The sequence below is a fragment of the Acuticoccus kandeliae genome (genome assembly GCF_003073115.1).
Genome location: NZ_QBBV01000004.1, coordinates 377,075 through 400,424, shown reverse-complemented (window position 1 = coordinate 400,424; position 23,350 = coordinate 377,075). Strand labels below are relative to the sequence as shown.

19 protein-coding genes are annotated in these 23,350 nt (G+C 68.3%); 13 read left to right on the top strand and 6 right to left on the bottom strand.

The window, feature by feature from the left end; genetic code table 11:
• Positions 1 to 142 precede the first annotated feature (142 nt).
• Positions 143 to 3,022: an excinuclease ABC subunit UvrA gene (gene uvrA, locus DBV35_RS25040; protein WP_108663123.1), complete on the bottom strand. Its 2,880-nt coding sequence runs from the start codon at positions 3,020 to 3,022 to the stop codon at positions 143 to 145.
• 177 nt (positions 3,023 to 3,199) lie between these two features.
• Between uvrA and DBV35_RS25035 the strand changes: the two genes are divergently transcribed.
• From DBV35_RS25035 to gyrA, 5 genes are all read left to right on the top strand, one after another.
• Positions 3,200 to 4,288: a hypothetical protein gene (locus tag DBV35_RS25035; protein ID WP_157961965.1), complete on the top strand. Its 1,089-nt coding sequence runs from the start codon at positions 3,200 to 3,202 to the stop codon at positions 4,286 to 4,288.
• A gap of 184 nt (positions 4,289 to 4,472) precedes the next feature.
• On the top strand, positions 4,473 to 5,012 hold the full coding sequence (ssb, locus tag DBV35_RS25030; protein ID WP_108663121.1) for a single-stranded DNA-binding protein: 540 nt from the start codon (positions 4,473 to 4,475) through the stop codon (positions 5,010 to 5,012).
• Positions 5,009 to 5,848, top strand: coding sequence for a protein phosphatase 2C domain-containing protein (locus DBV35_RS25025; protein WP_108663120.1), 840 nt, complete (start codon positions 5,009 to 5,011; stop codon positions 5,846 to 5,848). Before ssb ends, DBV35_RS25025 begins: the two co-directional genes overlap by 4 nt.
• A 37-nt stretch (positions 5,849 to 5,885) precedes the next feature.
• Entirely contained in the window at positions 5,886 to 6,542 is a 657-nt protein-coding gene (locus tag DBV35_RS25020; RefSeq protein ID WP_157961964.1) for a YceI family protein, read from the top strand.
• Between the two features lie 118 nt (positions 6,543 to 6,660).
• Positions 6,661 to 9,474 (top strand): DNA gyrase subunit A, encoded by a 2,814-nt coding sequence (gene gyrA, locus DBV35_RS25015; RefSeq protein WP_108663118.1) that lies wholly within the window; start codon positions 6,661 to 6,663, stop codon positions 9,472 to 9,474.
• Positions 9,475 to 9,541: 67 nt separating this feature from the next.
• Here the strand turns inward: gyrA and DBV35_RS25010 are convergent, their stop codons facing one another.
• Positions 9,542 to 9,814 carry a hypothetical protein gene (locus DBV35_RS25010; protein ID WP_108663117.1) on the bottom strand — a complete coding sequence of 91 codons (273 nt, stop codon included), beginning with the start codon at positions 9,812 to 9,814 and terminating at the stop codon, positions 9,542 to 9,544.
• A gap of 102 nt (positions 9,815 to 9,916) precedes the next feature.
• Complete coding sequence (locus DBV35_RS25005; RefSeq protein ID WP_108663116.1) at positions 9,917 to 10,225, bottom strand: hypothetical protein; 309 nt, start codon at positions 10,223 to 10,225, stop codon at positions 9,917 to 9,919.
• Positions 10,226 to 10,571: 346 nt separating this feature from the next.
• Between DBV35_RS25005 and coaD the strand changes: the two genes are divergently transcribed.
• From coaD to tgt, 4 genes are all read left to right on the top strand, one after another.
• Positions 10,572 to 11,066 carry a pantetheine-phosphate adenylyltransferase gene (coaD, locus tag DBV35_RS25000; protein WP_108663115.1) on the top strand — a complete coding sequence of 165 codons (495 nt, stop codon included), beginning with the start codon at positions 10,572 to 10,574 and terminating at the stop codon, positions 11,064 to 11,066.
• A gap of 80 nt (positions 11,067 to 11,146) precedes the next feature.
• Entirely contained in the window at positions 11,147 to 11,692 is a 546-nt protein-coding gene (locus DBV35_RS24995; RefSeq protein WP_205648894.1) for a peptidylprolyl isomerase, read from the top strand.
• Positions 11,692 to 12,759 carry a tRNA preQ1(34) S-adenosylmethionine ribosyltransferase-isomerase QueA gene (gene queA, locus DBV35_RS24990; protein ID WP_108663460.1) on the top strand — a complete coding sequence of 356 codons (1,068 nt, stop codon included), beginning with the start codon at positions 11,692 to 11,694 and terminating at the stop codon, positions 12,757 to 12,759. The genes DBV35_RS24995 and queA overlap by 1 nt, the downstream gene beginning before the upstream one ends.
• Complete coding sequence (gene tgt, locus DBV35_RS24985) at positions 12,756 to 13,859, top strand: tRNA guanosine(34) transglycosylase Tgt (protein WP_108663113.1); 1,104 nt, start codon at positions 12,756 to 12,758, stop codon at positions 13,857 to 13,859. The genes queA and tgt overlap by 4 nt, the downstream gene beginning before the upstream one ends.
• Before the next feature lie 3 nt (positions 13,860 to 13,862).
• Here the strand turns inward: tgt and DBV35_RS24980 are convergent, their stop codons facing one another.
• The 3 genes from DBV35_RS24980 to DBV35_RS24970 all read right to left on the bottom strand — a co-directional run bounded on the left by DBV35_RS24980 (position 13,863) and on the right by DBV35_RS24970 (position 19,057).
• Entirely contained in the window at positions 13,863 to 16,097 is a 2,235-nt protein-coding gene (locus DBV35_RS24980; RefSeq protein WP_108663112.1) for a calcium-binding protein, read from the bottom strand.
• Between the two features lie 121 nt (positions 16,098 to 16,218).
• The gene (gene eno, locus DBV35_RS24975; RefSeq protein ID WP_108663111.1) at positions 16,219 to 17,490 is read right to left on the bottom strand and encodes a phosphopyruvate hydratase; all 1,272 of its coding nucleotides are present in this window, start codon (positions 17,488 to 17,490) and stop codon (positions 16,219 to 16,221) included.
• 130 nt (positions 17,491 to 17,620) lie between these two features.
• The gene (locus DBV35_RS24970) at positions 17,621 to 19,057 is read right to left on the bottom strand and encodes a glycosyltransferase family 4 protein (RefSeq protein WP_157961963.1); all 1,437 of its coding nucleotides are present in this window, start codon (positions 19,055 to 19,057) and stop codon (positions 17,621 to 17,623) included.
• 83 nt (positions 19,058 to 19,140) lie between these two features.
• On the opposite strand from DBV35_RS24970, the gene rfbC reads away from it, so the two are divergent.
• The 4 genes from rfbC (at position 19,141) to galU (ending at position 23,271) form a co-directional block, all read left to right on the top strand.
• Positions 19,141 to 19,692, top strand: coding sequence for a dTDP-4-dehydrorhamnose 3,5-epimerase (gene rfbC / locus DBV35_RS24965; protein ID WP_108663109.1), 552 nt, complete (start codon positions 19,141 to 19,143; stop codon positions 19,690 to 19,692).
• Positions 19,676 to 21,472, top strand: a complete 1,797-nt coding sequence (locus DBV35_RS24960; protein WP_108663108.1) for a glycosyltransferase — start codon at positions 19,676 to 19,678, stop codon at positions 21,470 to 21,472. The genes rfbC and DBV35_RS24960 overlap by 17 nt, the downstream gene beginning before the upstream one ends.
• Positions 21,473 to 21,563: 91 nt before the next feature.
• Complete coding sequence (locus tag DBV35_RS24955) at positions 21,564 to 22,355, top strand: ABC transporter permease (RefSeq protein ID WP_108663107.1); 792 nt, start codon at positions 21,564 to 21,566, stop codon at positions 22,353 to 22,355.
• Positions 22,356 to 22,404: 49 nt separating this feature from the next.
• Complete coding sequence (galU, locus tag DBV35_RS24950; RefSeq protein ID WP_108663106.1) at positions 22,405 to 23,271, top strand: UTP--glucose-1-phosphate uridylyltransferase GalU; 867 nt, start codon at positions 22,405 to 22,407, stop codon at positions 23,269 to 23,271.
• Positions 23,272 to 23,350: the final 79 nt, after the last annotated feature.

The following is a 23,350-nucleotide window of genomic DNA, read 5'->3' as shown; positions in this document are numbered from 1 at the left end:
CTCCTAGAGTCGTCTGGAACTTTCGTTGCCACCGATCTAGGCGCTTGTGTGCAGTGCGTAATCACCCGCCGAAGCATGGCTGCTCAGCGCGCGAGAATGCGCATAGCAGCCAATCCATTTTGCGCTGCGGCAGGACGACGCCCTATTCGGCGGCGTCCTTCGCGACCGTCCGCCGCTCCAGGAGCTCGGCGAGGTAGGCGCCCGTGTGGCTGCGCGGGGCCTTCACGATCGCCTCCGGCTTGCCCGCCGCGACGATCTCGCCACCCCCGTCACCGCCCTCGGGACCGAGATCGATGATCCAGTCCGCGGTCTTGATGACCTCCAGATTGTGCTCGATCACCACGACCGTGTTGCCCGAATCGACGAGCTGGTGAAGCACCTCCAGGAGCTTCGCGACGTCGTGGAAGTGCAGCCCGGTCGTCGGCTCGTCGAGAATATAGAGCGTGCGCCCGGTTGCCCGCTTCGACAGCTCCTTGGCGAGCTTGATGCGCTGCGCCTCGCCGCCCGACAGCGTCGTCGCCTGCTGGCCGATGCGGATATAGTCGAGCCCGACCTCGCGCAGCGTGACCAGCTTGTCGCGCACGGCGGGGACGGCGGCGAAGAACTCGCACCCTTCCTCCACCGTCATCTCCAGGACGTCGGAGATGGACTTGCCCTTGAACTCGATCTCCAGCGTCTCGCGATTGTAGCGCTTGCCCTTGCAGACGTCGCAGGTGACGTAGACGTCCGGCAGGAAGTGCATCTCGATCTTGATGACGCCGTCGCCCTGGCACGCCTCGCACCGCCCGCCCTTCACGTTGAAGGAGAAGCGGCCCGGCCCGTAGCCGCGCGCCTTCGCCTCCGGCAGGCCGGCGAACCACTCGCGGATCGGGGTGAAGGCGCCGGTATAGGTCGCCGGGTTGGAGCGCGGCGTGCGGCCGATCGGCGACTGGTCGATGTCGATGATCTTGTCGAGATTCTCGAGGCCGTTGATCGTCTCGTGCGGGGCCGGTTGCTCGCGGCTCTTGTTGAGCTTGCGAGAGACGGCCCGGTAGAGCGTCTCGATGATGAGGGTGGATTTGCCCGAGCCCGAGACGCCGGTGACGGCGGTGAAGAGGCCGAGCGGGATCTCCACCGACACGTTGTGGAGGTTGTTGCCCGAGGCGTTCACCACCTCGATCGCGCGGCCCTTCTTCTTGGCGCGCCGCTTCTCCGGCAGCGGGATCTCCCGTGCGCCGGAGAGATATTGGCCGGTCAGCGAGTTCGGGTTGGCGATCACCTCGGCGGGCGTCCCCTGGGCGACGATCTCCCCGCCATGGACGCCCGCGCCGGGGCCGACATCGAGCACATAGTCCGCCGCGAGGATCGCGTCCTCGTCGTGCTCCACCACGATCACCGTGTTGCCGAGATCGCGCAGGCGCTTCAGCGTCTCGATGAGGCGGTCATTGTCGCGCTGGTGGAGGCCGATCGACGGCTCGTCGAGCACGTAGAGGACGCCGGTGAGGCCAGAGCCGATCTGCGAGGCGAGGCGGATGCGCTGGCTCTCGCCGCCCGACAGGGTGCGCGAGCCGCGCGAGAGCTGAAGATAGTCGAGGCCGACATCGACGAGGAAGCGCAGCCGCTCCTGGATCTCCTTCAGGATCGCGCGGGCGATCTCGCGCTGCTGCGGGGTGAGGCTCTCGTCGAGCGTGCCGAACCAGGGGGCGGCGTCGCGGATCGCGAGCTGGGCGATCTCGCCGATGTGCCGGCCGGCGATCTTCACTGCCAGCGCTTCGGGCTTCAGCCGGTAGCCGCTGCAGGAGGGGCAGGGCGCGTCGGACTGGTAGCGCGACAGCTCATCCCGCACCCACTGCGAGTCGGTCTCGTTCCAGCGCCGCTCGATATTGGTGATCACCCCCTCGAACGTCTTCTTGGTGGTGTAGGAGCGCAGGCCGTCATCGTAGGTGAAGCTGATCTTCTCGCGCTTCGACCCATAGAGAATGGTGTTGCGCACCGCCTCCGGCAGCGCGTGCCAGGGCGTCGTCATGTCGGCGTCGAAATGGGCGCAGATGGCCTGGAGCGTCTGGGTGTAATAGGGGCTCGTGTTGCCCGTGCGCGCCCAGGGCAGGATCGCGCCGCCCGCGAGGGTGAGATTCGTGTCGGGGACGACGAGGTCGGCCTCGAAGGAGAGGGTGGTGCCGAGACCGTCGCAGGTGGGGCACGCCCCGGTCGGCGCGTTGAAGGAGAAGAGGCGCGGCTCGATCTCGGCGATGGTGAAGCCGGAGACGGGGCAGGCGAACTTCTCGGAGAAGACGATGCGGCGCGGATCATCGCCGTCCTTCTCGTCCGCGAACTCGGCGATCGCGATCCCGTCCGCGAGGCGCAGCGCCGTCTCGATGGAATCGGCGAGGCGGGTCGCAAGGTCCGGCCGGGTCGAGACGCGGTCGACCACGACGTCGATGTCGTGCTTGAACTTCTTGTCGAGCGCCGGCGCGTCCTCGATCTCGTAGAAGGTCCCGTCGACCTTCACGCGCTGGAAGCCCTTCTTCTGCAGCTCGGCGAGCTCCTTGCGATACTCGCCCTTTCTCCCGCGCACGATCGGGGCGAGAAGGTAAAGGCGCGTCTTCTCCGGCAGTGCGAGCACGCGGTCGACCATCTGGCTGACCGTCTGACTCTCGATCGGCAGACCCGTCGCCGGCGAGTGCGGCACGCCGACCCGCGCCCAGAGGAGGCGCATATAGTCGTAGATCTCGGTGACAGTGCCCACGGTGGAGCGCGGGTTGCGCGAGGTCGTCTTTTGTTCGATCGAGATGGCGGGCGAGAGGCCGTCGATCTGGTCGACGTCCGGCTTCTGCATCATCTCAAGGAACTGGCGCGCGTAGGCCGAAAGGCTCTCGACGTAACGCCGCTGACCTTCGGCATAGATGGTATCGAAGGCGAGCGAGGACTTGCCGGAGCCCGAAAGTCCGGTGAAAACGATCAAGCTGTCGCGCGGCAGCTCGATGTCGACGTTCTTGAGATTATGCTCTCGCGCACCGCGGACGACGAGCTTGCGCTCTGACATGGCTTATCGCATTGAAAATGAGGGACCGAGGGCAACGTGGCGCTCCAGGACGCCGCGGTCAATCCTTGACAACGAGATTCGTTCTCGTTTTGACCCATATCCACGTTACGGAAGGCGAGTTGCGTGATCGAAGAGCTGACGTTGCATATCGGCCAGCCCAAAACGGGCACGAGCTCCTTGCAAGCGACGTTCTTTGCCAGCGCGAAAGCCCTCCTCGCGCACGGAATCCACTACGACACGCGGCAGCGGACCCATCACCGGATCGCCCGGGTGCTGCACGGGCGGCCGACGCCGCTGGCGCAGTCGCGCACCTTGAAGGAGCTGGTGGGCGATATTGCGGCGAGCGGCGCGTCGAAGGCGCTGATCAGCTCCGAAACGTTCGTGCGATGTACCGCTGAGGAGGCGCGCGACATCGTCGCCTATTTCCGCCAGCACGCGAAGCGGGTGCGCGTTCTCCTCTATGTTCGCCATCCGGTGAGCTATGCGAGCAGCGCGGCGCACCAGGGTGTGCGCGTCGGCCGCAGCCTGAAGGCGGTGATCGCTGATCCGCGCATCGTCGACCTCACCGCGCTCGTCGAGGTCTGGCGCGAGGCGGCGGGGGCGGACGGGCTCATCGTGCGGCCCTTCGCGCGGCCGCTTCTGACGAATGGCGACATCGTGGACGACGTGCTCGACGCGATCGGCGTGCCTGAGGCCGCGCCCGCGATGACGCGCGTGATGGTCAATGAAGGGCTCTCGGTCCTCGGCATCCACCTCATCGACGCGGCGAACCGCGCGGCGAAGGAGCCGCCGCTTCCCCAGCGCCTCATCCGCATCTTCGAGGCGGTGGCGGGCCCGCGCTACGTGTTGCCGGAGCACTCGCTCGCGATGGTGGCGGCGATGGCGGAGCCCCATCTCGCCTTCCTCAACCGCGAATACGGGATCGTGCTCCCCGAGCCGACCGATAGGCCGTCGCCGCCGGTCGAGCTGTCTGAGGCGGAGCTCGCCTCGCTCGCGGCGGTGATGATGGACGCCTCGCGCCACATGGACGCGTGGGACCGCTCGCCCGCCTCGCGCATCGTCGGCCTCGCCTCGCCCTTCGCGCGCGAGGTCGACCGCGCGCCGCAGCCCTTCGCGCAGACGCTCGGCAAGCTCGGCCTCGGGGCGTTGCTCAAGCCGCGCCCGGCGCGGCCGGAGCGGCGCGCGCATGAGCTGGAGGAGCGCTTCCAGCAGCGCGCACATGCGGCGGAGGTGGTGCGCAAGCGGCGCCGTCCCGGTCTCGCCTGACCCATGACATGAGGATCGGCGGCGCATATCTGTGACTCCGCGCCGAACTGGGGTGGCGCACCGCGCCATCCTCGTTAGACGGTGGTCGGATTGATTTTGTGGGGCGCTGCCCGTTGTGCGCGAAGGCGGGGCATGGGTCCCGGCGCCGCGAAACGGACAACGCAAACCAGAATGGAGCGGGACGATGGCTGGCAGCGTCAACAAGGTGATCTTGATCGGCAACCTGGGGGCGGACCCCGAAATCCGCCGCACCCAGGACGGTCGCCCCATCGCGAACCTGCGTCTCGCCACGACCGACACCTGGCGCGACCGCAATTCGGGTGAGCGGCGCGAGAAGACGGAGTGGCACCGCGTGGTGGTGTTCTCCGAGGGGCTGTGCCGGGTGATCGAGCAGTATCTGAAGAAGGGCTCGAAGATCTACGTCGAGGGCCAGCTCCAGACCCGCGAGTGGGAAGACCAGCAGGGCCAGAAGCGCTACACGACCGAGGTCGCGGTGCAGAATTTCGGCGGCACCATCCAGATGCTCGACACGCGGGCCGGCGGTGCTGCCGGCGGCGACTTCGACCGCGCCTCGGGCGGCGGCTATGGCGGCGGCGCCGGCGGCGGTGGCGGCGGCGACCGGAACTATGGCGGCGGCGGTGATCGCGGCTATAGCGGCGGCGGCGATCGCGGACCGCGCCCGATGCCGGCCGACGAGCCGTTCGACGACGACATCCCGTTTTGATCCTACGGGTGGTCGACGGGCTCAGCGAGCCCGGACACCCTGACCGCGCGAACGAGGACGCATTCGGCGCGTGCGGCGCCTATGCCTGGGTGATCGACGGGGCGACCGGCCTCGCCGAGACGCCGCTCCTCGATGCACCGAGCGACGCGGCCTGGCTCGCGGCCGCGCTCGGCGCGGCGCTCGCCGCGCTGGCGCACGATGCGCCCGACCCGGCCGCGCTCCTCGTCGCGGCGGCGGCCGAGGTGGAGGCCCGCTTCCACGCCGAACGCATCCGCGCCCCGCGTGAGCGCTACGAGATTCCCACAGCCTCCGTCCTCCTCGCGCGGTTCGCGGGGGAGGGGATCGACCTCGTCGAGCTCGGCGATTGCGGGCTCTATGTCGCCGCCGAGGGCGCGGTCGCGCGCTATGGCGGGAGCGCGCGGGGCCGGGCGGGGGAGCGGTCGAGCGCCGCGCGCCTCAACGGCGCGACCCGGCGCGACGATCCCGACGTGCTCGCCTTCCTGCGCGCCGCGCGCAACCGGGCGAACGCGCCGGGCGGCTACCCGATCTTCGCGCCCGACGCCGACGCCGCCCGCCACGCGCGCCGCCACCATCACGCCGCCCCGTCCGGCGAGGCCCTCTTCGTCACCGACGGGTTCGACGCCGCCGTGGAGGATTATTGCCTCTATTCGCCCGCCAGTCTCGTGAACGCGGCGCGGGGCGGGCTTCCGGGCCCGCTCGCCGCGATCCGCGCGGCCGAGCGCGACGACCCCGAGGGGCTGCGCTATCCTCGCTTCAAGCCTTCCGACGATGCGACCGCCTTGCTCGTCCGTTTCGGTGACGTTCAGGTCGGCTGACCGATCGTCCGAAGGCCAACTTTGGAGGATTGAGTTGATGTCGCGTACCGAAGCCCTCGCCGGACTGCCCGCCGCCCCGAACAGCCGCCGCCTGATACCGGCCGCTCTCAGCCGTGCCGCAGGCGCGATCCTTGCCGCACTCCTCCTCCCGCTCCTCGTCGCGACGGCGAGCGCGGCCGACATCCAGCCGGGGACCTACATGTTCGTCCTCGACCGGACGATGGCGCGCGTCGTGGTGCCCGGCCAGAAGGGCAACCTCGCGGCCGACATGAACTTCCAGCTCGGCGAACTGACGTTCGACAAGGGCGGCATGATCGTCAACGCGCGGGCCGACATCGACACCGGCTCGGTCTCGACGAAGAACGCCTCCAGCGTCTCCACCCTCAAGGGGCGGTATGGCTTCGATTCCAGCCGCTACCCCTTCGCCCGCTTTGAATCCACGACCGGCAGCGTGCAGGGCGATCGCGTGGTGATGACCGGCCTCCTCACCATCAAGGACGTGACGCGCCCGGTCGAGCTCACCGGCACGCTGCTGCGCTCGAACCCGCGCCGCGTCGTCATGCGCCTCGAAGGCATGATCGACCGCACCGCCTTCGGCATCACCGCCGGGCGCCCCGTCTACGGCAAGGATGCGAAGATCATCCTGCGCATCGTGGCGCTGCGCGAGCGCGGCGGACGGATGCGGCAGGGCTAACAGGCGGCCCGAACCCCGCGCGGCCAGCTCCCATGCGTGGATGTTGCGCCGCGATGGGTGGCAAATTGCGCTTGAATCGCCTAGCTAAAGAGGACTCCCAACAGACAGGCAGAGTTTCGTGAGCGACGACAGTTCCGCAGACGCAGGCGCCGGCGGGCCGCAGGACCCGGGCGGCACGCCTCCTTCATCGGGTGGCGACGGCATCTCCGGGATCTCCATCACGACCGAGATGGAGAAATCGTTCCTCGGCTACGCGATGTCCGTCATCGTCAGTCGCGCGCTGCCCGACGCGCGCGACGGCCTCAAGCCCGTTCACCGGCGCATCCTCTATACGATGCACGAGAACGGGTATGAGTGGAATCGGCCCTACAAGAAGTCCTCGCGCGTCGTCGGCGACGTCATGGGTAAGTACCACCCCCATGGCGACCAGGCGATTTACGACGCCCTCGTGCGCATGGCGCAGCCCTTCTCTATGCGCGTGCCGCTCGTGGACGGGCAGGGCAATTTCGGCTCGGTCGACGGCGACGCCCCGGCGGCGATGCGCTACACCGAGGTCCGTCTCGAGCGCGTCGCGGGCTCCCTTCTCGAAGACATCGACAAGGACACCGTCAACTTCCAGGACAATTATGACGGCTCCGAGCGTGAGCCGACGGTCCTGCCGGCGCGGTTCCCGAACCTTCTCGTCAACGGCGCAGGCGGCATCGCGGTCGGCATGGCGACCAACATCCCGCCGCACAATCTCGGCGAGATCATCGACGCGACGGTCGCGCTGATCGACGACCCGGCGCTCACGATCTCGGACCTCATGGAGATCGTGCCGGGGCCGGACTTCCCGACCGGCGGCATCATCCTCGGCCGCGCCGGCATCCGCTCCTCCTATGAGACCGGGCGCGGCTCGGTCCTGATGCGCGGCAAGGTGCGCACGGAGCAGATGGCGCGCGACCGCGTCGCCCTCATCGTCGACGAGATTCCCTACCAGGTGAACAAGGCCACCATGGTGGAGAAGATCGCCGATCTGGTGCGCGACAAGCGCGTCGAGGGGATCTCGGACCTGCGCGACGAGTCCGACCGCGACGGCATGCGCGTCGTCATCGAGCTGAAGCGCGACGCCAATCCGGACGTCGTCCTCAACCAGCTCTACCGCTTCTCGCCGCTCCAGACCTCGTTCGGCTGCAACATGGTCGCCCTCAATGGCGGCCGGCCCGAGCAGCTGAACCTCAAGGACCTCCTGTCCGCCTTCATCGCGTTCCGCGAGGAGGTGATCGCCCGGCGCACGAAATTCCTGCTCGGCAAGGCGCGTGACCGCGCGCACGTCCTCGTCGGCCTCGCCGTCGCGGTCGCCAATATCGACGAGGTCATCCGCCTCATCCGCACGTCGCCCGATCCCGCGACCGCGCGCGAGGCGTTGATGAGCCGCGACTGGCCCGCGCACGACATGGGGCCGCTCATCGCCCTCATCGACGATCCGCGCCACCGCCTCCAGGAGGACGGCACGATCCGCCTCTCCGAGGATCAGGCCCGCGCGATCCTCGATCTGCGCCTCCAGCGCCTCACCGCTCTCGGGCGCGACGAAATCGGCGACGAGTTGAAGAAGCTCGCTGACGAGATCGCCGACTATCTCGACATCCTGCGCTCGCGCAGCCGCGTCCAGCAGATCATCAAGGACGAGCTCGGCGTCGTGCGCGAGCAGTTCGCCACCCCGCGCCGCACCGAGCTGCAGGAAGGCGGGCCGGATCTCGAGGACGAGGATTTCATCAACCGCGAGGACATGGTCGTGACCGTGTCCCATGCCGGCTACGTGAAGCGCGTTCCGCTCGACACCTACCGGGCCCAGCGCCGCGGCGGGAAGGGCCGGTCCGCGATGTCGACGCGCGACCAGGATTTCGTGACCCGCGTCTTCGTCGCGAACACGCACACGCCCGTCCTGTTCTTCTCCTCGCGCGGCATCGTCTACAAGGAGAAGGTGTGGCGTCTGCCGCTCGCGGCGCCGCAGGCGCGCGGCAAGGCGCTCGTCAACATCCTGCCGCTCCAGGAAGGGGAGACGATCACTTCGATCCTCCCCCTCGTCGAGGACGAGACGAGCTGGGGCGACTATGAAATTCTCTTCGCGACGCGCGCGGGCAATGTCCGCCGCAACAAGCTGTCCGATTTCACGAACGTGAACCGGGCGGGCAAGATCGCGATGAAGCTCGATGACGGGGACGGTATCGTCGGCGTCCAGATCGCGACGCCGCAGGAGGACGTTCTCCTCACGACCTCGCTCGGCCAGGCGATCCGCTTCCCGGTGGAGGCGCTGCGCGTCTTCGCCGGCCGCACCTCGACCGGCGTGCGCGGCATCGCGCTCGGCAAGAAGGACGAGGTGATCTCCATGTCGATGCTGCGCCACTTCGACACTTCGCCGGAGGAACGCGCCGCGTATCTGAAGCGTCGACGCGCCGTCGCCGGCGAGGCGGTCGAGGCCGTCGAGGGGCCGGAAGCGGCCGGGGAGGAGACTGTCGACGACAGCTTTGATCTCGGCCTCGAGCGTTACGCCGCGATGAGCGCCGCCGAAGAGCACATCATCACCGTGTCGGAGAACGGGTACGGCAAGCGCACCTCGTCCTTCGAGTTCCGCGTCACCGGCCGTGGCGGCAAGGGCATCGCGGCGATGGTGGTGAACGACCGCAACGGCCCGCTGATCGCGAGCTTCCCGGTCGACGACAGCGACCAGATCATGCTCGTGACCAACGCCGGCCAGCTCATCCGCGTGCCGGTGGACGGCGTGCGCATCGCCGGCCGCGCGACGCAAGGCGTCATCGTGTTCGACACGGCCGCGGACGAACGCGTCGTCTCGGTCGAGCGGATCACGGAAGAGGCCGAAGGCGAGGACGAAGACGGCGAAGAGAACGGCGCGGCGCCCGGCGACGAGGCCGGGCCGGACGCGACCGAATAAGGCCGGAAGAACGGAGGTTGCGCGCCGAGGCGCGTGACCTTCGGGCCCTTAGAGGTCCGGATCACATTTACTTGACGGGGACGGCCGAGCGAATGAGCGTCGTGACGCCGTTCTCGGCATCCGTCTCGACGGTCGTCGAGTAGGTCATTTCCTGATCGTCGCAATTCCAGGCCGGGCAGGCCGACGGCTGGAGCGGATAAAGTCGGTCTGACTTTTCCGCCGGCGCGCCGGGCACGGACAGGCTGCTCGCGGTCAGGGCCGCGACAAGCAGGCCGACCCCGACTGCGGTGGCAACGACAGAGCTTTTGACGAACACGCGGCGCATGTCGCCCTCGTACATCTCAGGTTCAGAATTGAGTGTTTGCCATGTAGGAGGCCGGCGTCCATGCGCAACGGGTGATTAACAGATTCAAACGAATCTTCCCGATAACACTTCACGTGTTCAGTTCGTGAAGTGCTCGTCCTGAACCCGCGCGAGGGTCGTCACGCCATTGTCACGGTCATGATTGGCGATCGTCACATAGCGAACAGTCTGCGGCGTGGTCTCGCCCTGCGACCAGGCAAGGCACTCGGCGGAAAGGTTCGGCCAGGCCTGACCGGCGCACAGATTGTCGCCCATCACCTTGAACCGGTCGCCTTTCGTGGCAGGCGCGTCGGATGCGAATGAGCCACCGAGGGTCGCCGCGGCAACAACAACGCCGGCGATGATCGTGGCGGTAACGGGGCTCAGGATCCGGTTCTTCGCGCTCATGTGTCCCTCCAAAGGGTTCTTTCTCACACACACAATTTAAACTTCGATGCGGCGTTCCTAAGTGATCTACGTCACAGATCGTCAGGTTCGCCACTTTGCGGTCACTGCACCAACGCGGGGCGGTGACCCTTATTCCCGGGCCGGGCGCTCCAATTTCAGGCGGCGCTTCCATCCGGCTCGTGTCGGAACAACGTGCAAATAGTCAATGTGTTCCACGATTCCAGATGTAAAATGATCATTCGCTGTTTACCTTAGTATGATCGACGAATGCGTTATCCCCGCCCAAATGGTTAAGATTTCGCAGGTAGCGAAAACCTTAATGAAATCCGGACAATTGGAATAATCGATGCGCGTTGCCTTTTATGCTGGCTCGTTCGACCCGGTCACGAACGGTCATATGGATGTGCTCTTGCGAGCTTTCGCCGTTGCGGACCGGGTGGCCGTCGGCATCGGCGTTCATCCGGGAAAGACGCCGCTTTTCACTTTCGATGAACGTGTCGCGATGCTGCGCGCCTCGATCGCCGAGGCGGACCCGACCCTCGCGGATCGCCTGGATGTGATCGCGTTCGAGGGGCTCGCGACGGAGGCGGCGGCGGAGGTGGGAGCGACGCTCCTCATCCGCGGCCTGCGCGACGGCACCGATCTCGACTATGAGATGCAGATGGCCGGGATGAACCGGACGCTGCGGCCGGAGATCTTCACCATCTTCCTTCCCGCGTCCCCCGAAGTGCGCCATATCACGGCGACGCTCGTGCGGCAGATCGCCAAGCTCGGCGGAAATGTCTCCGAATTCGTCCCTTCGGATGTGGCCGAGCGGCTCGGGGCGCGCTACGCGAAATAGGCCGGGCCGCCGAGGCGATCCACGGCGAGTGTCTGAGGCCGGTTGGACGATGGCCCGTTGAAATAAGGAAACACCCTATGATGTCACGACTGCTTGCCGTTGCCGCCATGGCGCTGTGCACCAGCGCGCATGCGGCGACGCTGGACCCCGAGAACACGCTCATCCTGGAGCTCGAGGACGGCCAGGTCGTCATCGAATTGCTGCCGGACCTCGCCCCGAACCACGTCGAGCGGCTGAAGACGCTCGCGCGCCAGGGCTTTTATGACGGCGTGCCCTTCCACCGCGTGATCCCGGGCTTCATGGCCCAGACGGGCGACCCGACCGGCACGGGCGCGGGCGGCTCGGACCTTCCGGACCTCGACGCCGAGTTCAACCGCGAGCCGCACGTGCGCGGGATCGTGTCGATGGCCCGCACCAGCGACCCCAACAGCGCCAACTCGCAGTTCTTCATCATGTTCGACAGCGCGCCGAGCCTCAACGGCCAGTACACCGTGTTCGGCCGCGTCGTCGACGGCATGAACCACATCGACAACCTCAACGCCGGCACGATGCAGAACAACGGGGCGGTCCGCAATCCGGACAAGATCCTGAAGGCGCGCGTGGCCGCGGACGGCCAGGGCGGTTGATCACACCGGCCGAAGGGCTCGCCGTCGCCGACGGCGGGTCCGTTTCCGACTATGATTTCGACCTGCCGGACGAAGCCATCGCGCTTCGCCCGGCGGTGCCGCGCGACGCGGCGCGCCTCCTCGTCTCCCACCCGGACGGGCGGCTCGACGATGCGCGCGTGCGCGACCTCCCCGCCTATCTGCGCCCCGGCGACCGCCTCGTCGTGAACGACAGCCGGGTCATCCCGGCGCGGCTCACCGGCGAGCGCGTGCGGGCAGGGGGCACGGCGCGGGTGGAACTGACGCTTCTGGCCGAGACCGACCCCGGTGTGTGGCAGGCCTTCGCCAAGCCCGCCAAGCGGGTCGGGCCCGGCGATGTCATCCGCTTCGGCGCGGGCGGCCTCATCGAGGGGCATGTCCTGTCGCGCGAGGGGCCGACGGTCACGATCCGCTTCGCGCTCGATCCGCTCGCGGCAGGCTCGATGCCGCTTCCGCCCTACATCGCGGCGAAGCGCGCGCCCGACGCGCAGGACCTCGACGACTACCAGACCGTCTACGCCAACCTGCCGGGCTCCGTCGCCGCGCCGACGGCCGGGCTTCATTTCACCGACGATCTCCTCGCCCGCCTCGCTGCGGACGGGATCGGCCTGTCGCGCGTCACCCTCCATGTCGGCGCCGGCACCTTCCTGCCGGTGAAGGTGGAGCGGCTCGACGAGCACGAGATGCACGCCGAGACCGGCGAGATCGCGCCAGAGACGGTGGAGGAGATCCGCGCCACCAAGGCTGCCGGCGGCCGGGTCGTCTGCGTCGGGACGACGGCGCTCCGCCTCGTCGAGAGCGCGGCCGCGTGCGGGACGCTCGCGCCCTTCAATGGCGAGACCAGCATCTTCATCCGCCCCGGCTTCCGCTTCCACGTCACCGACGCGCTGATGACGAACTTCCATCTGCCGCGGTCGACGCTCCTGATGCTGGTCGCCGCGCTTGTGGGCCTGCCGCGGATGCACGCGATCTACGATCACGCCGTCCGCTCCGGCTATCGCTTCTATTCTTACGGCGACTCCTCGCTGCTCTTCCCGGAGACCCGATGAGCTTCACCCTCCTTGCCACCGATGGCGGGGCACGGCGCGGGCGGCTCGTGACGCCGCACGGCACCGTCGAGACGCCCACCTTCATGCCCGTCGGCACGCAGGCGACCGTCAAGACGATGCAGATGCGCGACGTCGCCACGACCGGCGCCGAAGTCGTCCTCGGCAACACCTATCATCTGATGCTGCGGCCTGGCGCGGAGCGGATGGCCCGCCTCGGCGGCCTCCACGAATTCATGCGCTGGCCGAAGACGATCCTCACCGATTCCGGCGGCTTCCAGGTGATGTCGCTCTCCGACCTCCGGCGCATCGACGCCGACGGCGTGACCTTCAAGAGCCATGTCGACGGCTCGATGCATCGCCTCACCCCGGAAGGGGCGGTCGACATCCAGCTGAAGCTCGGCTCCGACATCCAGATGCAGCTCGACGAGTGCGTCCGCCTGCCGGCCGAGCCGGAGGCGATCCGCCGCTCGGTGACGCTGAGCCTCGACTGGGCCGCCCGCGCGCGCCGCACCTTCCAGGAGCTCGCCCCGGCCGGGCGCCTCCAGTTCGGCATCGTCCAGGGCGGGACCGACGAGAGCGAGCGCGCGCGCTCGGCCGAGGGCCTCGTCGCCATCGGGTTCGAGGGCTACGCGATCGGCGGCCTCGCGGTCGGCGAGCCGCAGGCGGAGATGTTCGAGGCGGTGAGCAAGGTCGCCCCGCGCCTTCCGACGGACGCGCCGCGCTACCTCATGGGCGTCGGCACGCCCGGCGACATCATCGGCGCGGTGGAGCGCGGGGTCGACATGTTCGACTGCGTGATGCCGACGCGCGCCGGCCGCCACGGCGTCGCCTACACGAGCGAGGGCAAGCTGAACCTCAAGAACGCGCGCTTCGCCGAGGACACCGCCCCGCTCGACCCGACGCTCGACTGCCCGGCGGCGCAGGACTATTCGCGCGCCTATCTCCACCATCTCGTCCGCGTCGGCGAGCCGCTCGCCGCGACGCTCCTCTCCTGGACCAACATCGCCTTCTACCAGCGCCTGATGCGCGAGCTGCGCGAGGCGATCGAGGCCGGCGATTTCGCCACGACCGCCGCGCGCCTGCGCACCGTCTGGGGCTGACGCTCAGATCAGAATGTCGTTGAGGATGTCGCCGAGCTTGACGTCCTCGACGGTCAGGATCTGGCCCTTGCCGAAATTGAACACGAGGTTCTGGCCGGACTGGCTGGCATAGTCACGCAGATCCGCCCGCGTGAGGTCGAAGGCGGTGAGGTCCAGCGTGTCGATGCGCGGGCTGAAATCGTGGATGCTGTCGGACCCGGTCTTCGGCGTGTAGATGAACCGGTCCGCCCCGTCGCCACCCGTCATCCCGTCACGGCCGGGGCCGCCGAAGAGGGTGTCGTTGCCGGCGTCGCCGAAGAGGCGGTCATTGCCCTTGTCGCCGAAGATCCTGTCGTTCGCGCCGCCGCCGGAAATGCTGTCATTCTGCGCGCCGCCATAGAGCGTATCGTTGCCGACGAAGCCGAGGATCTGGTCGACGCCCGCGCCGCCGATGACCCGGTCGTTGCCGCGGCCCGCGCTCAGCGTGTCGTTGCCGACCCCGCCATCCAGCGTGTCGGCCGACTCTGTCCCGATGATGAGGTCGTTGCCCTCTTCGCCGAAGAGCCGGTCGCCCGTCGCGCCGCCATAGAGCGTGTCGCTCCCGTCGCCGCCGCGCAGCGTGTCGATGCCCTGCTGCCCGTTGAGGAGATCGCCTTGCGGGCCGCCATTGAGGACGTCGTTCCCCTGGCCGCCGTCCAACACATCGAACCCGACATTTCCGTTCAGCGTGTCCGCGTCGGCGCCGCCGTTCAGATAGTCGTCGCCGTTGCCGGCGTGGAGCACGTCGCGGCCATCGCCGCCCTCCAGCGAGTCGCGGTCGTCGTCCGCGATCAGCGTGTCGTCGCCGGCCGCGCCGAGGAGCGTGTCGTTGCCCTTCCCGCCGCCGAGCACGTCGTTGCCGGCCTCGCCCTCGACCCGGTCCGCCCCGTCATCGCCATAGAGGAAGTCGCGGAAGGTGCCGCCGAGCAGGCGGTCATTGCCGTCGTCGCCATAGACGGTGTCCGACCCGTCCTGGCCTTCGACGAGGTCGTTGCCGCTGCCGCCATAGATGAGGTCCTCGCCGTTGCCGCCATAGATCGTGTCGGCGTCCTCGTCGCCATAGAGCTGGTCGTTGCCCATCTCGCCGAAGAGCCGGTCCTGCCCCGCGCCGCCGAGGATGCGGTCGCCGGCGTCCCCGCCATAGGCGCGGTCGTCGTCGTTCCCGGCGATCAGCGTGTCGAACCCGCCGCCGCCATAGATGAGGTCGGCCCCCTCGTTGCCGAGGATGCGATCGTCGCCGCCATTGCCGGAGAGGGAGTCGTCGCCTTCGCCGCCCTCGAAGGAATCGCGCCGGGCGGCACCGGTGATCGTGTCGTTGCCCGCGCCGCCATCGACGCGGCCGGTGACGCTGCCATCGTCGACATAGGTGAACTGGTCGGGCCCGCCATTCAGCAGCACATCGCCGCGGATGATGCCGGAATTCTTGACGGTCTCGACCCCGTCGGCGCCGCGGATCGCCTCGCCCCCGTCGGCGGCGGCGTCGATCACGCCGACATTGTTGATATTCGCCGCATTCGCGGTGCTCGGCCCGATGAGGACCGTCGCGCCAGAGGCGGCCGACAGCGTGCCGGCATTCTGGAGGTTGAGGTTGGAGCCGCTGGTGGTCTCCACCGCGCCATAGGCGCCGCGCACGGTGCCGTAATTGACGAAGGTGAAGGAGTCGCCCGCGACGCGCAGGCCGACATCGCCCGAGTCGATCAGCCCCTCATTGTCGAAGCGGCTGTTGCGCCCGTTGATGTAGATCGCGGAGAGGCCGCTCAGAAGCTCGCCCGAGTTAGTGCCGCGATTGCCGGCGCCGCCGAAGAAGACCGCGTTGGTCGCGCCTTCGATGACGCCGCGATTGTCAAAAATGTTCTGGTTGCCGGTGAGGCTGATCGCGTTCGCGCGCTGGGAGACCACGCGGCCGGAATTGTTGATGGTGTTGCTGTTGCCGCTGACAGCGAGCGCGACGCTCGCGGAGACGACGGTCGCCCCCTGGTCGACATTCACCGTGTTCTGCCCGCCCCCGGCGAGATAGACGGCCGACGCGCCGGTGGAGGTGAGGGTGCCCTCGATCTCCAGGATATTCTTGGTGTGATTGTCGGCCTTCACCGCGTCGGAGGTGGCGGTGACGTAGGCGTTCGGCGTGAAGCGATAGTGCGTCTCGCTGGCGGCGATGACGTAGCCGGGCCGCGAAAAGTCGGTCGACTGGCGCGGCCCGGAAATCGTGACGGTGTCCATGACGGGTCTCCCGCTTCATCTCGGAGGAGAGGCGGGAGCTCGTCACCGCGCTCACGGGAAGACCATGAGCGCTGAACAACTTTAGGTAAAGATCGCTCGCGTTAGAGTCGCAAGCCTCGCGTCAGACTGGCAAGCCTCGCGCAGCGTAGCGCGCGCTCGGGCCGAGCGCTTCCTCGATGCGCAGGAGCTGGTTGTACTTCGCCGTCCGGTCGGAGCGGGCGAGGGAGCCGGTCTTGATCTGGCCGCAGCCGGTGGCGACGGCGAGGTCGGCGATCGTCACGTCCTCGGTCTCGCCCGAGCGGTGGCTCATGACGGCGCGGTAGCCGTTGCGGTGGGCAAGGTCCACGGTGTCGAGCGTCTCGGTGAGGGTGCCGATCTGGTTCACCTTCACGAGGATCGCGTTCGCGACCTTCTTCTCGATCCCTTCGGCAAGGCGCGCCTCGTTGGTGACGAAGAGGTCGTCGCCGACGAGCTGGCACTTCGCGCCAATGCGCTCGGTCAGCATCGCCCAGCCTTCCCAGTCGTCCTCGCCCATGCCGTCCTCGATGGAGACGATCGGGTAGGCCTCGACGAGCTCGGCGAGATAGTCGACCATCTTAGCCGGCTGGAGCGTGCGCTGCTCGCCTTCGAGGCGATACTGGCCGTCGGCCACGAACTCGGTCGCCGCGCAGTCGAGCGCGAGGAAGACGTCCTTGCCCATGGCCGCGCCCGCGTCGGCGGCCGCTTCCATGATGAAGTCGAGCGCGGCGCGCGCGGACGGCAGGTTCGGCGCGAAGCCGCCTTCGTCACCCACGTTCGTGTTGTGGCCGGCCTTCTTGAGGCGCGACTTCAGCGACTGGAAGATCTCGACGCCGGCCCGCAGCCCTTCCGAGAAGGAGGGGTAGCCGATCGGCATCACCATGAATTCCTGGAAGTCGATCGGGTTGTCCGCGTGCGCGCCGCCGTTGAGGATGTTCATCATCGGGACGGGCAGGATCGAGGCGTTCACGCCGCCGAGATAGCGGTAGAGCGGCTCGTTGTTCGCGATCGCGGCCGCCTTCGCGACGGCGAGCGAGACGCCGAGGATGGCGTTCGCGCCGAGCCGGGCCTTGTTCGGCGTCCCGTCGAGGGCGATCATCAGGCTGTCGATGTGGCGCTGCCGCTCGGCGTCGAGGCCGGAGAGGGTCTCGAAGATCTCGCCGTTCACGGCCGCGACGGCCTCCCGCACGCCCTTGCCGCCGAAGCGCGCGTCGCCGTCGCGCTTCTCGACGGCCTCGTAGGCCCCGGTCGACGCGCCGGAGGGGACGGCGGCGCGGCCGAGCGTCCCGTCTTCCAGGACCACGTCGACTTCCACGGTGGGATTGCCGCGACTGTCCAGGATCTCGCGGCCAACGATGTCAATAATGGCGGTCAAAGGGCGTCTCCCATCGGTCGTGCCGCTTGGCGTCAAGCGACGGCTGCGCCCCGGTCCAATGCGGGCGCGACGAAGCTAAAGCCTGAATGGAGCGCCGGTGGCAACCGTCGGCGCGCGCGAGGTGTGGATCTCAGAGCTTCTGAGGTGTGGGGGTCGCATCGGCGCCGTCGAGCGCGACCTGCCCGAGCGCACGGCGCGCGCGCTCGGTCAGGGAGGGGGCGGGCTCGCCGGTGAACTGGTCGAGGAAGTCCCCGACGGTGTCGAAATAGCTCTCCCACGAGGGCGGGGTGTAGGCCTTCGCCTTGGCGACGGCGGCGGCCCGGCGGGGGGAGGCCGGGTCGGCATAGTCGAGGATGGCCTGGCGCCAGGCCGGGCCGTCGAGCGGGTCGATGAGCTCGGCGGCGTCGCCCGTCGTCTCGCGGAAGACGGGAATGTCGGAGGCGATGACGGGCGTGTCGACCGCGAGCGCCTCGGCGACCGGCATCCCGAACCCTTCCACGAAGGAGGGCATCAGCACCGCCGTCGCCTTGCGACGCAACGCGTCGAGCGCGTTGTCCGGCACCGCGCCCGCCTCGTAGACGAGGTTGGAGAGCTGGTCGGCCCGGTCGAGCATCGCGATCGGCGTCTGCGCCTCCCAGCCGCGCTTGCCGACGATGACGAGCTTCGGCGCGTTGGGGCCGAGATCCTCGGCGAGGCGGCGCCACAGATTGAGGAGGAGGAGATGGTTCTTCCGCGCCTCGATCGTGGAGATCACGAGGAAAAACGGTTTCTCCGCGACATCCGGTAGCTCCATGGTCGGAGCGGGCGGGGCGTCCATGCCGATATGGGCGACCATCACGCGCGGCCGGTGCGGCTGGAGGAAGGGGGCGAGGCGATGCGCGCTGTAGCGGGAGGAGACGATGATCCCGTCCGAATGCTGCGCCATCGTCTCGACCCGCGCCGCGCAGAGCGCCACCGCGTTGGGGCGGACGAATTCGGGGAAGTCGAGCGGGATGATGTCGTGACAGATCGTCACCATCTTCACCCCCTCGAACGCCTTGATCCGCTCGATCGGGCCAGCCCGCTCCATGCGATCGAGCGAGGCGCGCAGGTAGATGACGGGCCGCCGCCGCGCCCAGCGCTGGAGGAGGGGGGCCAGCGGCTCGCGCGCCCAGTTTGCCGCCATCTGCTGCGCCCAGCTCGCGAGGGGGCCGCGCTTGCGGTCGGGCGTCAGCGACTGGCGGCGCTGGAGGCGCTCCTCGCGCGACATGTAGCCGAGGCGCGGGGCGGGCGGTGCGCCGCCGCCCTGGAGGAAATGATTGACGTTGGCGAGCGCGCGGTTGGCGGAGAAGCCCTGCGCGCCGCGCGCCCAGGTGCGGGCCTGCTTGTCGAGGAAGGCGGGGACTTCACTGTCGGCGACGAGGCGCACCGAGCTGTTCATCGTCACCACGAAGCGCACGTGCGCGTGCTTCAGCGAGAGGAGCCACCGCGCGTACGCGAACTCGACCCGCTCGATGCCGGTGGGGGCAGATCGCCCCGAAGCGCTCAACAGCCGCGTCAGGTCGAATAGGATGAGTGGCCGGCTCACGCAGCGACACCCCGCTTTACCTCGTAGTGCCCCCCGTCATACACGCTCTTGTGAAAAGACCAAATGCCTAGAGGAGTCGTTGCGTGGAGTTCATCCCGTTGGAGTTGCCCGAGGTCGTCCTGATGACCCCGAGACGCTTCCGTGACGATCGCGGATGGTTCGAGGAGACGTGGAGCCGCCGCCGGATGGAGGATGCCGGGCTCGCGCTCGACTTCGTCCAGGACAATCAGAGCCTGTCCGAGCCGAAAGGCACGCTGCGTGGCCTTCATTTCCAGGCCCCTCCCTTTGCGCAGGCCAAGCTCGTGCGCTGTGTCGCCGGCGCGATCCTCGACGTCGCGGTCGATATCCGTTCGGGCTCGCCAACGTACGGTCGATGGGTTTCGGCCGAGTTGACGGCCGAGAACGGCGCTCAACTGCTCGTCCCACGCGGATTTGCGCATGGTTTCGTGACACTTATGCCGAATACCGCTGTCTGTTATAAGGTCGACAACTTCTACGACAAGGCGAGCGAGGGCGGCATCCGGTTCGACGATCCCGACCTCGCCATCGACTGGGGGATCGACAATTCAGCGGCGGTGCTCTCCGAAAAGGACCGGATCCTCCCGTCCTTCGCCGAGCTTGACCCCGTCTTCTGACGCCGACGGCCCGCCCGCGGCGCTCGCCGCCTTCGCGGGCCGGGCGCGGATCGACGCGGGGATCGCCGCCGAAGGCCCGCGCCTCGCCTTTCCCGCCGACGCCGCCTGGCTGACCGTCGCGCTCGACCGGCGGGCCGGAACCTACCGCCTGTCGCTGGATCTCGCCGCGCCGGCCGCGCTCCGCGCCGAGATCCTCACCACCGCCGGCCCGCTGCCGCTCCGTCTCGCGGCGGAGGGCCCGCGCGCGAACGCCATCTTCGCCCTTTCCGAGCCGCTCACCGCCCTCCGCCTCCTCCCCGTCGAGGGAGGGACAATCGAGGTGCGCGCCTTCGACCTCGCCCCCGCGGCGCCCTGGGTCTCGATGCTGCCCGACTGGAACGTCGGCCCGCTCCGCCTCCCGCCGCGTGCCGACCCCGCGCCGGCCGCGCCGGTCGAGACCCCCGCGAGCTGGGACGGGCGGGTGCGGATCGAGGCCGCCGAGGCGGTAACGGTCGACGGGGAGCGCATGGCCGTGGGGGAGGCGGGGGTGCTCCGCCTCCGCTTCGACCCGCCGCTGGAGCCCGGCGCGTACCGGTTCGCCGCCACCTTCCTCACCGCCGGGGGTGAGCCCGCGCTTGTCGAGCCGCGTCTCCTCGCCGATGGCGGCGCGGCCTCGCCGCTCGACACGCTGCGCATCCTGCGGCCGGTGGACGGGCGCGGCTCCCATGCGGGCTTCATCCGCCTCGACCGCCCCACCGCGACGCTCCTCCTGCGCCCGCGCGAGCAGCGGGGCGATATCGTGGTCCGGGGCCTCCGCGTCGAGCGCCAGCCGCTCGCGGCCGCGCGCCACGCCGTCCGCCTCGCCGCACGCGACGTGCGCGGGCGGGCGGTCGACTGGCTCGGCCGCATCGAAGCGCCGCGCCCGCGCGGGCGCTCCCCGGAAAGCCCGGCCGCGACCCTGCCGTCCGCGAGCATCGTGGTCGCGACGCGCGACGCGCCGCACCACCTCTCCCGCTTCCTCGCGAGCCTCGCGAACACGCCCGAGGCGCACGAGTTGATCCTCGTCGACAACGGCACGACGGACGCGGCGGCGCTCGCCCTCCTCGCCGAGGCCGCGACGCGCCCCGGCGTGCAGGTCATCCGCGACGGCCGCCCCTTCAACTTCGCCGCCCTCTCCAATCTCGGCGCCCGCGCCGCGCGGGGCGAAATCCTGGTCTTCGCGAACAACGACCTCGAATTCGTCGACCCCGGCTGGCTCGCCGCCCTCCTCGCCGAGGCGATGCGCCCGGAGACGGGCCTTGCCGGCGCGCGCCTCCTCTATCCGGACGGCCGCGTCCAGCACGCGGGGCTGGTGCTCGCCGGAGAGGCGCGCGTGCGCCACGCCGAGCGCTTCCTGCCCGGCAACCGGCCGGGGCACGCGGGCCGCCAGCGCGAGACGACCCGCGTCGCGGGCGTCACCGGCGCGCTGATGGCGTTGCGGCGAGAGCTGTTTTTCAGCCTCGGCTGCTTCGACAGCGCCCGTTTCGGCGTACTTTATAACGACATCGACCTTTGCCTCCGCGCGCACGCAAGGGGGCTCGAAAACCGCCTCGTGCCGGAATCGATGGCCGTCCACCACGAGTCCGCCTCGATCGGCCGGCCGCGGACCGGCGACCTATTCGCGCGGGGCGGACCGGTGTGGCGCTGGATGCGTGCGGGCGAGGCCGACGCGTTCCGCCAACTCTGGGGCGATTATCTCGACGCCGATCCGTGCTATCCAGAGGCGTCCGATCCGCTCGCCGCGGATTTCCGGCTGCGATGATCCCTGTCCGTCGGGCAGGGCGGCGCTGGGGCGGGTCGGCGCAGGGTTCTTGCGTATTCTGCTGGCGGCGACGCCAGAGGAGGGGTGAAATATGAGCGCGATCGGTCGCTCGATAGGCTCGCAGGCGCGGATCTTCTACACGCTGGCTGTCCGCGACATCCAGATGAAGCACCGCGAGTCCCCCATCGGCGTTCTGTCCGGCCTCCTGGAGCCGCTGGCGCAGATCCTGATCATGACGCTGGTCTTCACCGCGATCCGCCTGCGCACGGCCGATATGGGCGACTTCGTCCTCATCTTCCTGATGACGGGCATTCTGCCGATCTCCTGCTTCCGCAACATCGTGAGCGGCGCGGAGATGGGCTTCAACAAGATGCGAAAGTCGCTCGCGCTGCCGCAATTGCGCCCCATGGATCTTATTTTCGGCGGCGCGCTCGCCAATTGGGTCATGATTGCAGCACTTTTCGTCTCTATAACGATGTTTTTTAAAATAGTTTACAACACGGACAGCCCCGAAAATCTGACTCTCGCGATGATCCCGCTGATCGGAAACATGATCATCGGCATCGGGATCGCCGCAATAAACCTTGTCATCAAGTCGTGGTTTCCGTTCTGGGCACGCCTCTTCGCAGTCATGACCGCCCCGCTGTCGGTCATGTCGGGTATGTTCTACACAGCGGAATCCATGCCGACAAAAATCCAAAACATTCTCTATTGGAATCCGTTCATGCATTCGACGGAACTCTGTCGAATGTTTTTCTTCCCCGAGTTCACGAGCACCTTCTTCGATCCTTACTACTATGGCGGATGGGTGATCGGGGCATTCTCGATCGGTATGCTCTGCGAAAGGACCTTTCGCTATCGACTGTTAAGCCTTAAGCCATAGGGGACCGCCGCCCACAGCGGCATCAGAGAGAGACACCGAAGGCGATTAGATGCAGCCCGTTCGCAAAGCCGTACTTCCCGTCGCCGGCCTCGGCACGCGCTTCCTCCCCGCGACCAAGGCCATGCCCAAAGAGATGCTCACGGTCGTTGACCGGCCCGTCCTCCAATATGTGGTGGACGAGGCGATCGAAGCGGGGATCGAGCAATTCGTCTTCGTGACCGGCCGCAACAAGGGCGTGATCGAGGACCATTTCGACATCGCCTATGAGCTCGAGGCGACGCTGCGCGAGCGCGGCAAGACTGCCCAGCTCCAACAGCTCCAGGCCGAGCTGCCGCCCGCCGGCAACGTGTCCTTCACGCGCCAGCAGGCTCCGCTCGGGCTCGGCCATGCCGTCTGGTGTGCGCGCCATCTCGTCGGCGACGAACCCTTCGCGCTCCTCCTGCCGGACGTGCTCATCAAGGGCGAGCGCGGCTGCATGGCGCAGATGATGGACGTCTACAACGAGCACGGCACCAACGTGATCGCCGTGGAGGAGGTCGCGCCGGACCGGACCGACCAGTACGGCGTCGTCGAGATCGAAGGGGAGGGCGACGTCTTCCCGGTGACCGGCATGGTGGAGAAGCCGCCGAAGGGCACGGCCCCGTCCAACCTCATCATCACCGGCCGCTACATCCTGAAGCCGCGCATCTTCGACCTGCTCGCCAAGCAGGAGAAGGGCGCGGGCGGCGAGATCCAGATCACCGACTCGATGCTCACCCTGATGCGCGAGGACGGCTTCATGGGCCTGCGCTTCCAGGGCACGACCTATGACTGCGGCTCCAAGATCGGCTTCCTCGGCGCGAACCTCGCCTACGGCCTCGATCGCGGCGACCTCGGCCCGCTCCTGCGCGAGACGATCCGCGACCTCGTCGGCTGATCCCGGCACACGGCACACGGCGCGCGGCCCCGCCGCGCGCCCCTCGAGGGCGGGCGCGGCGATGGTCGCGCCCGAGCCT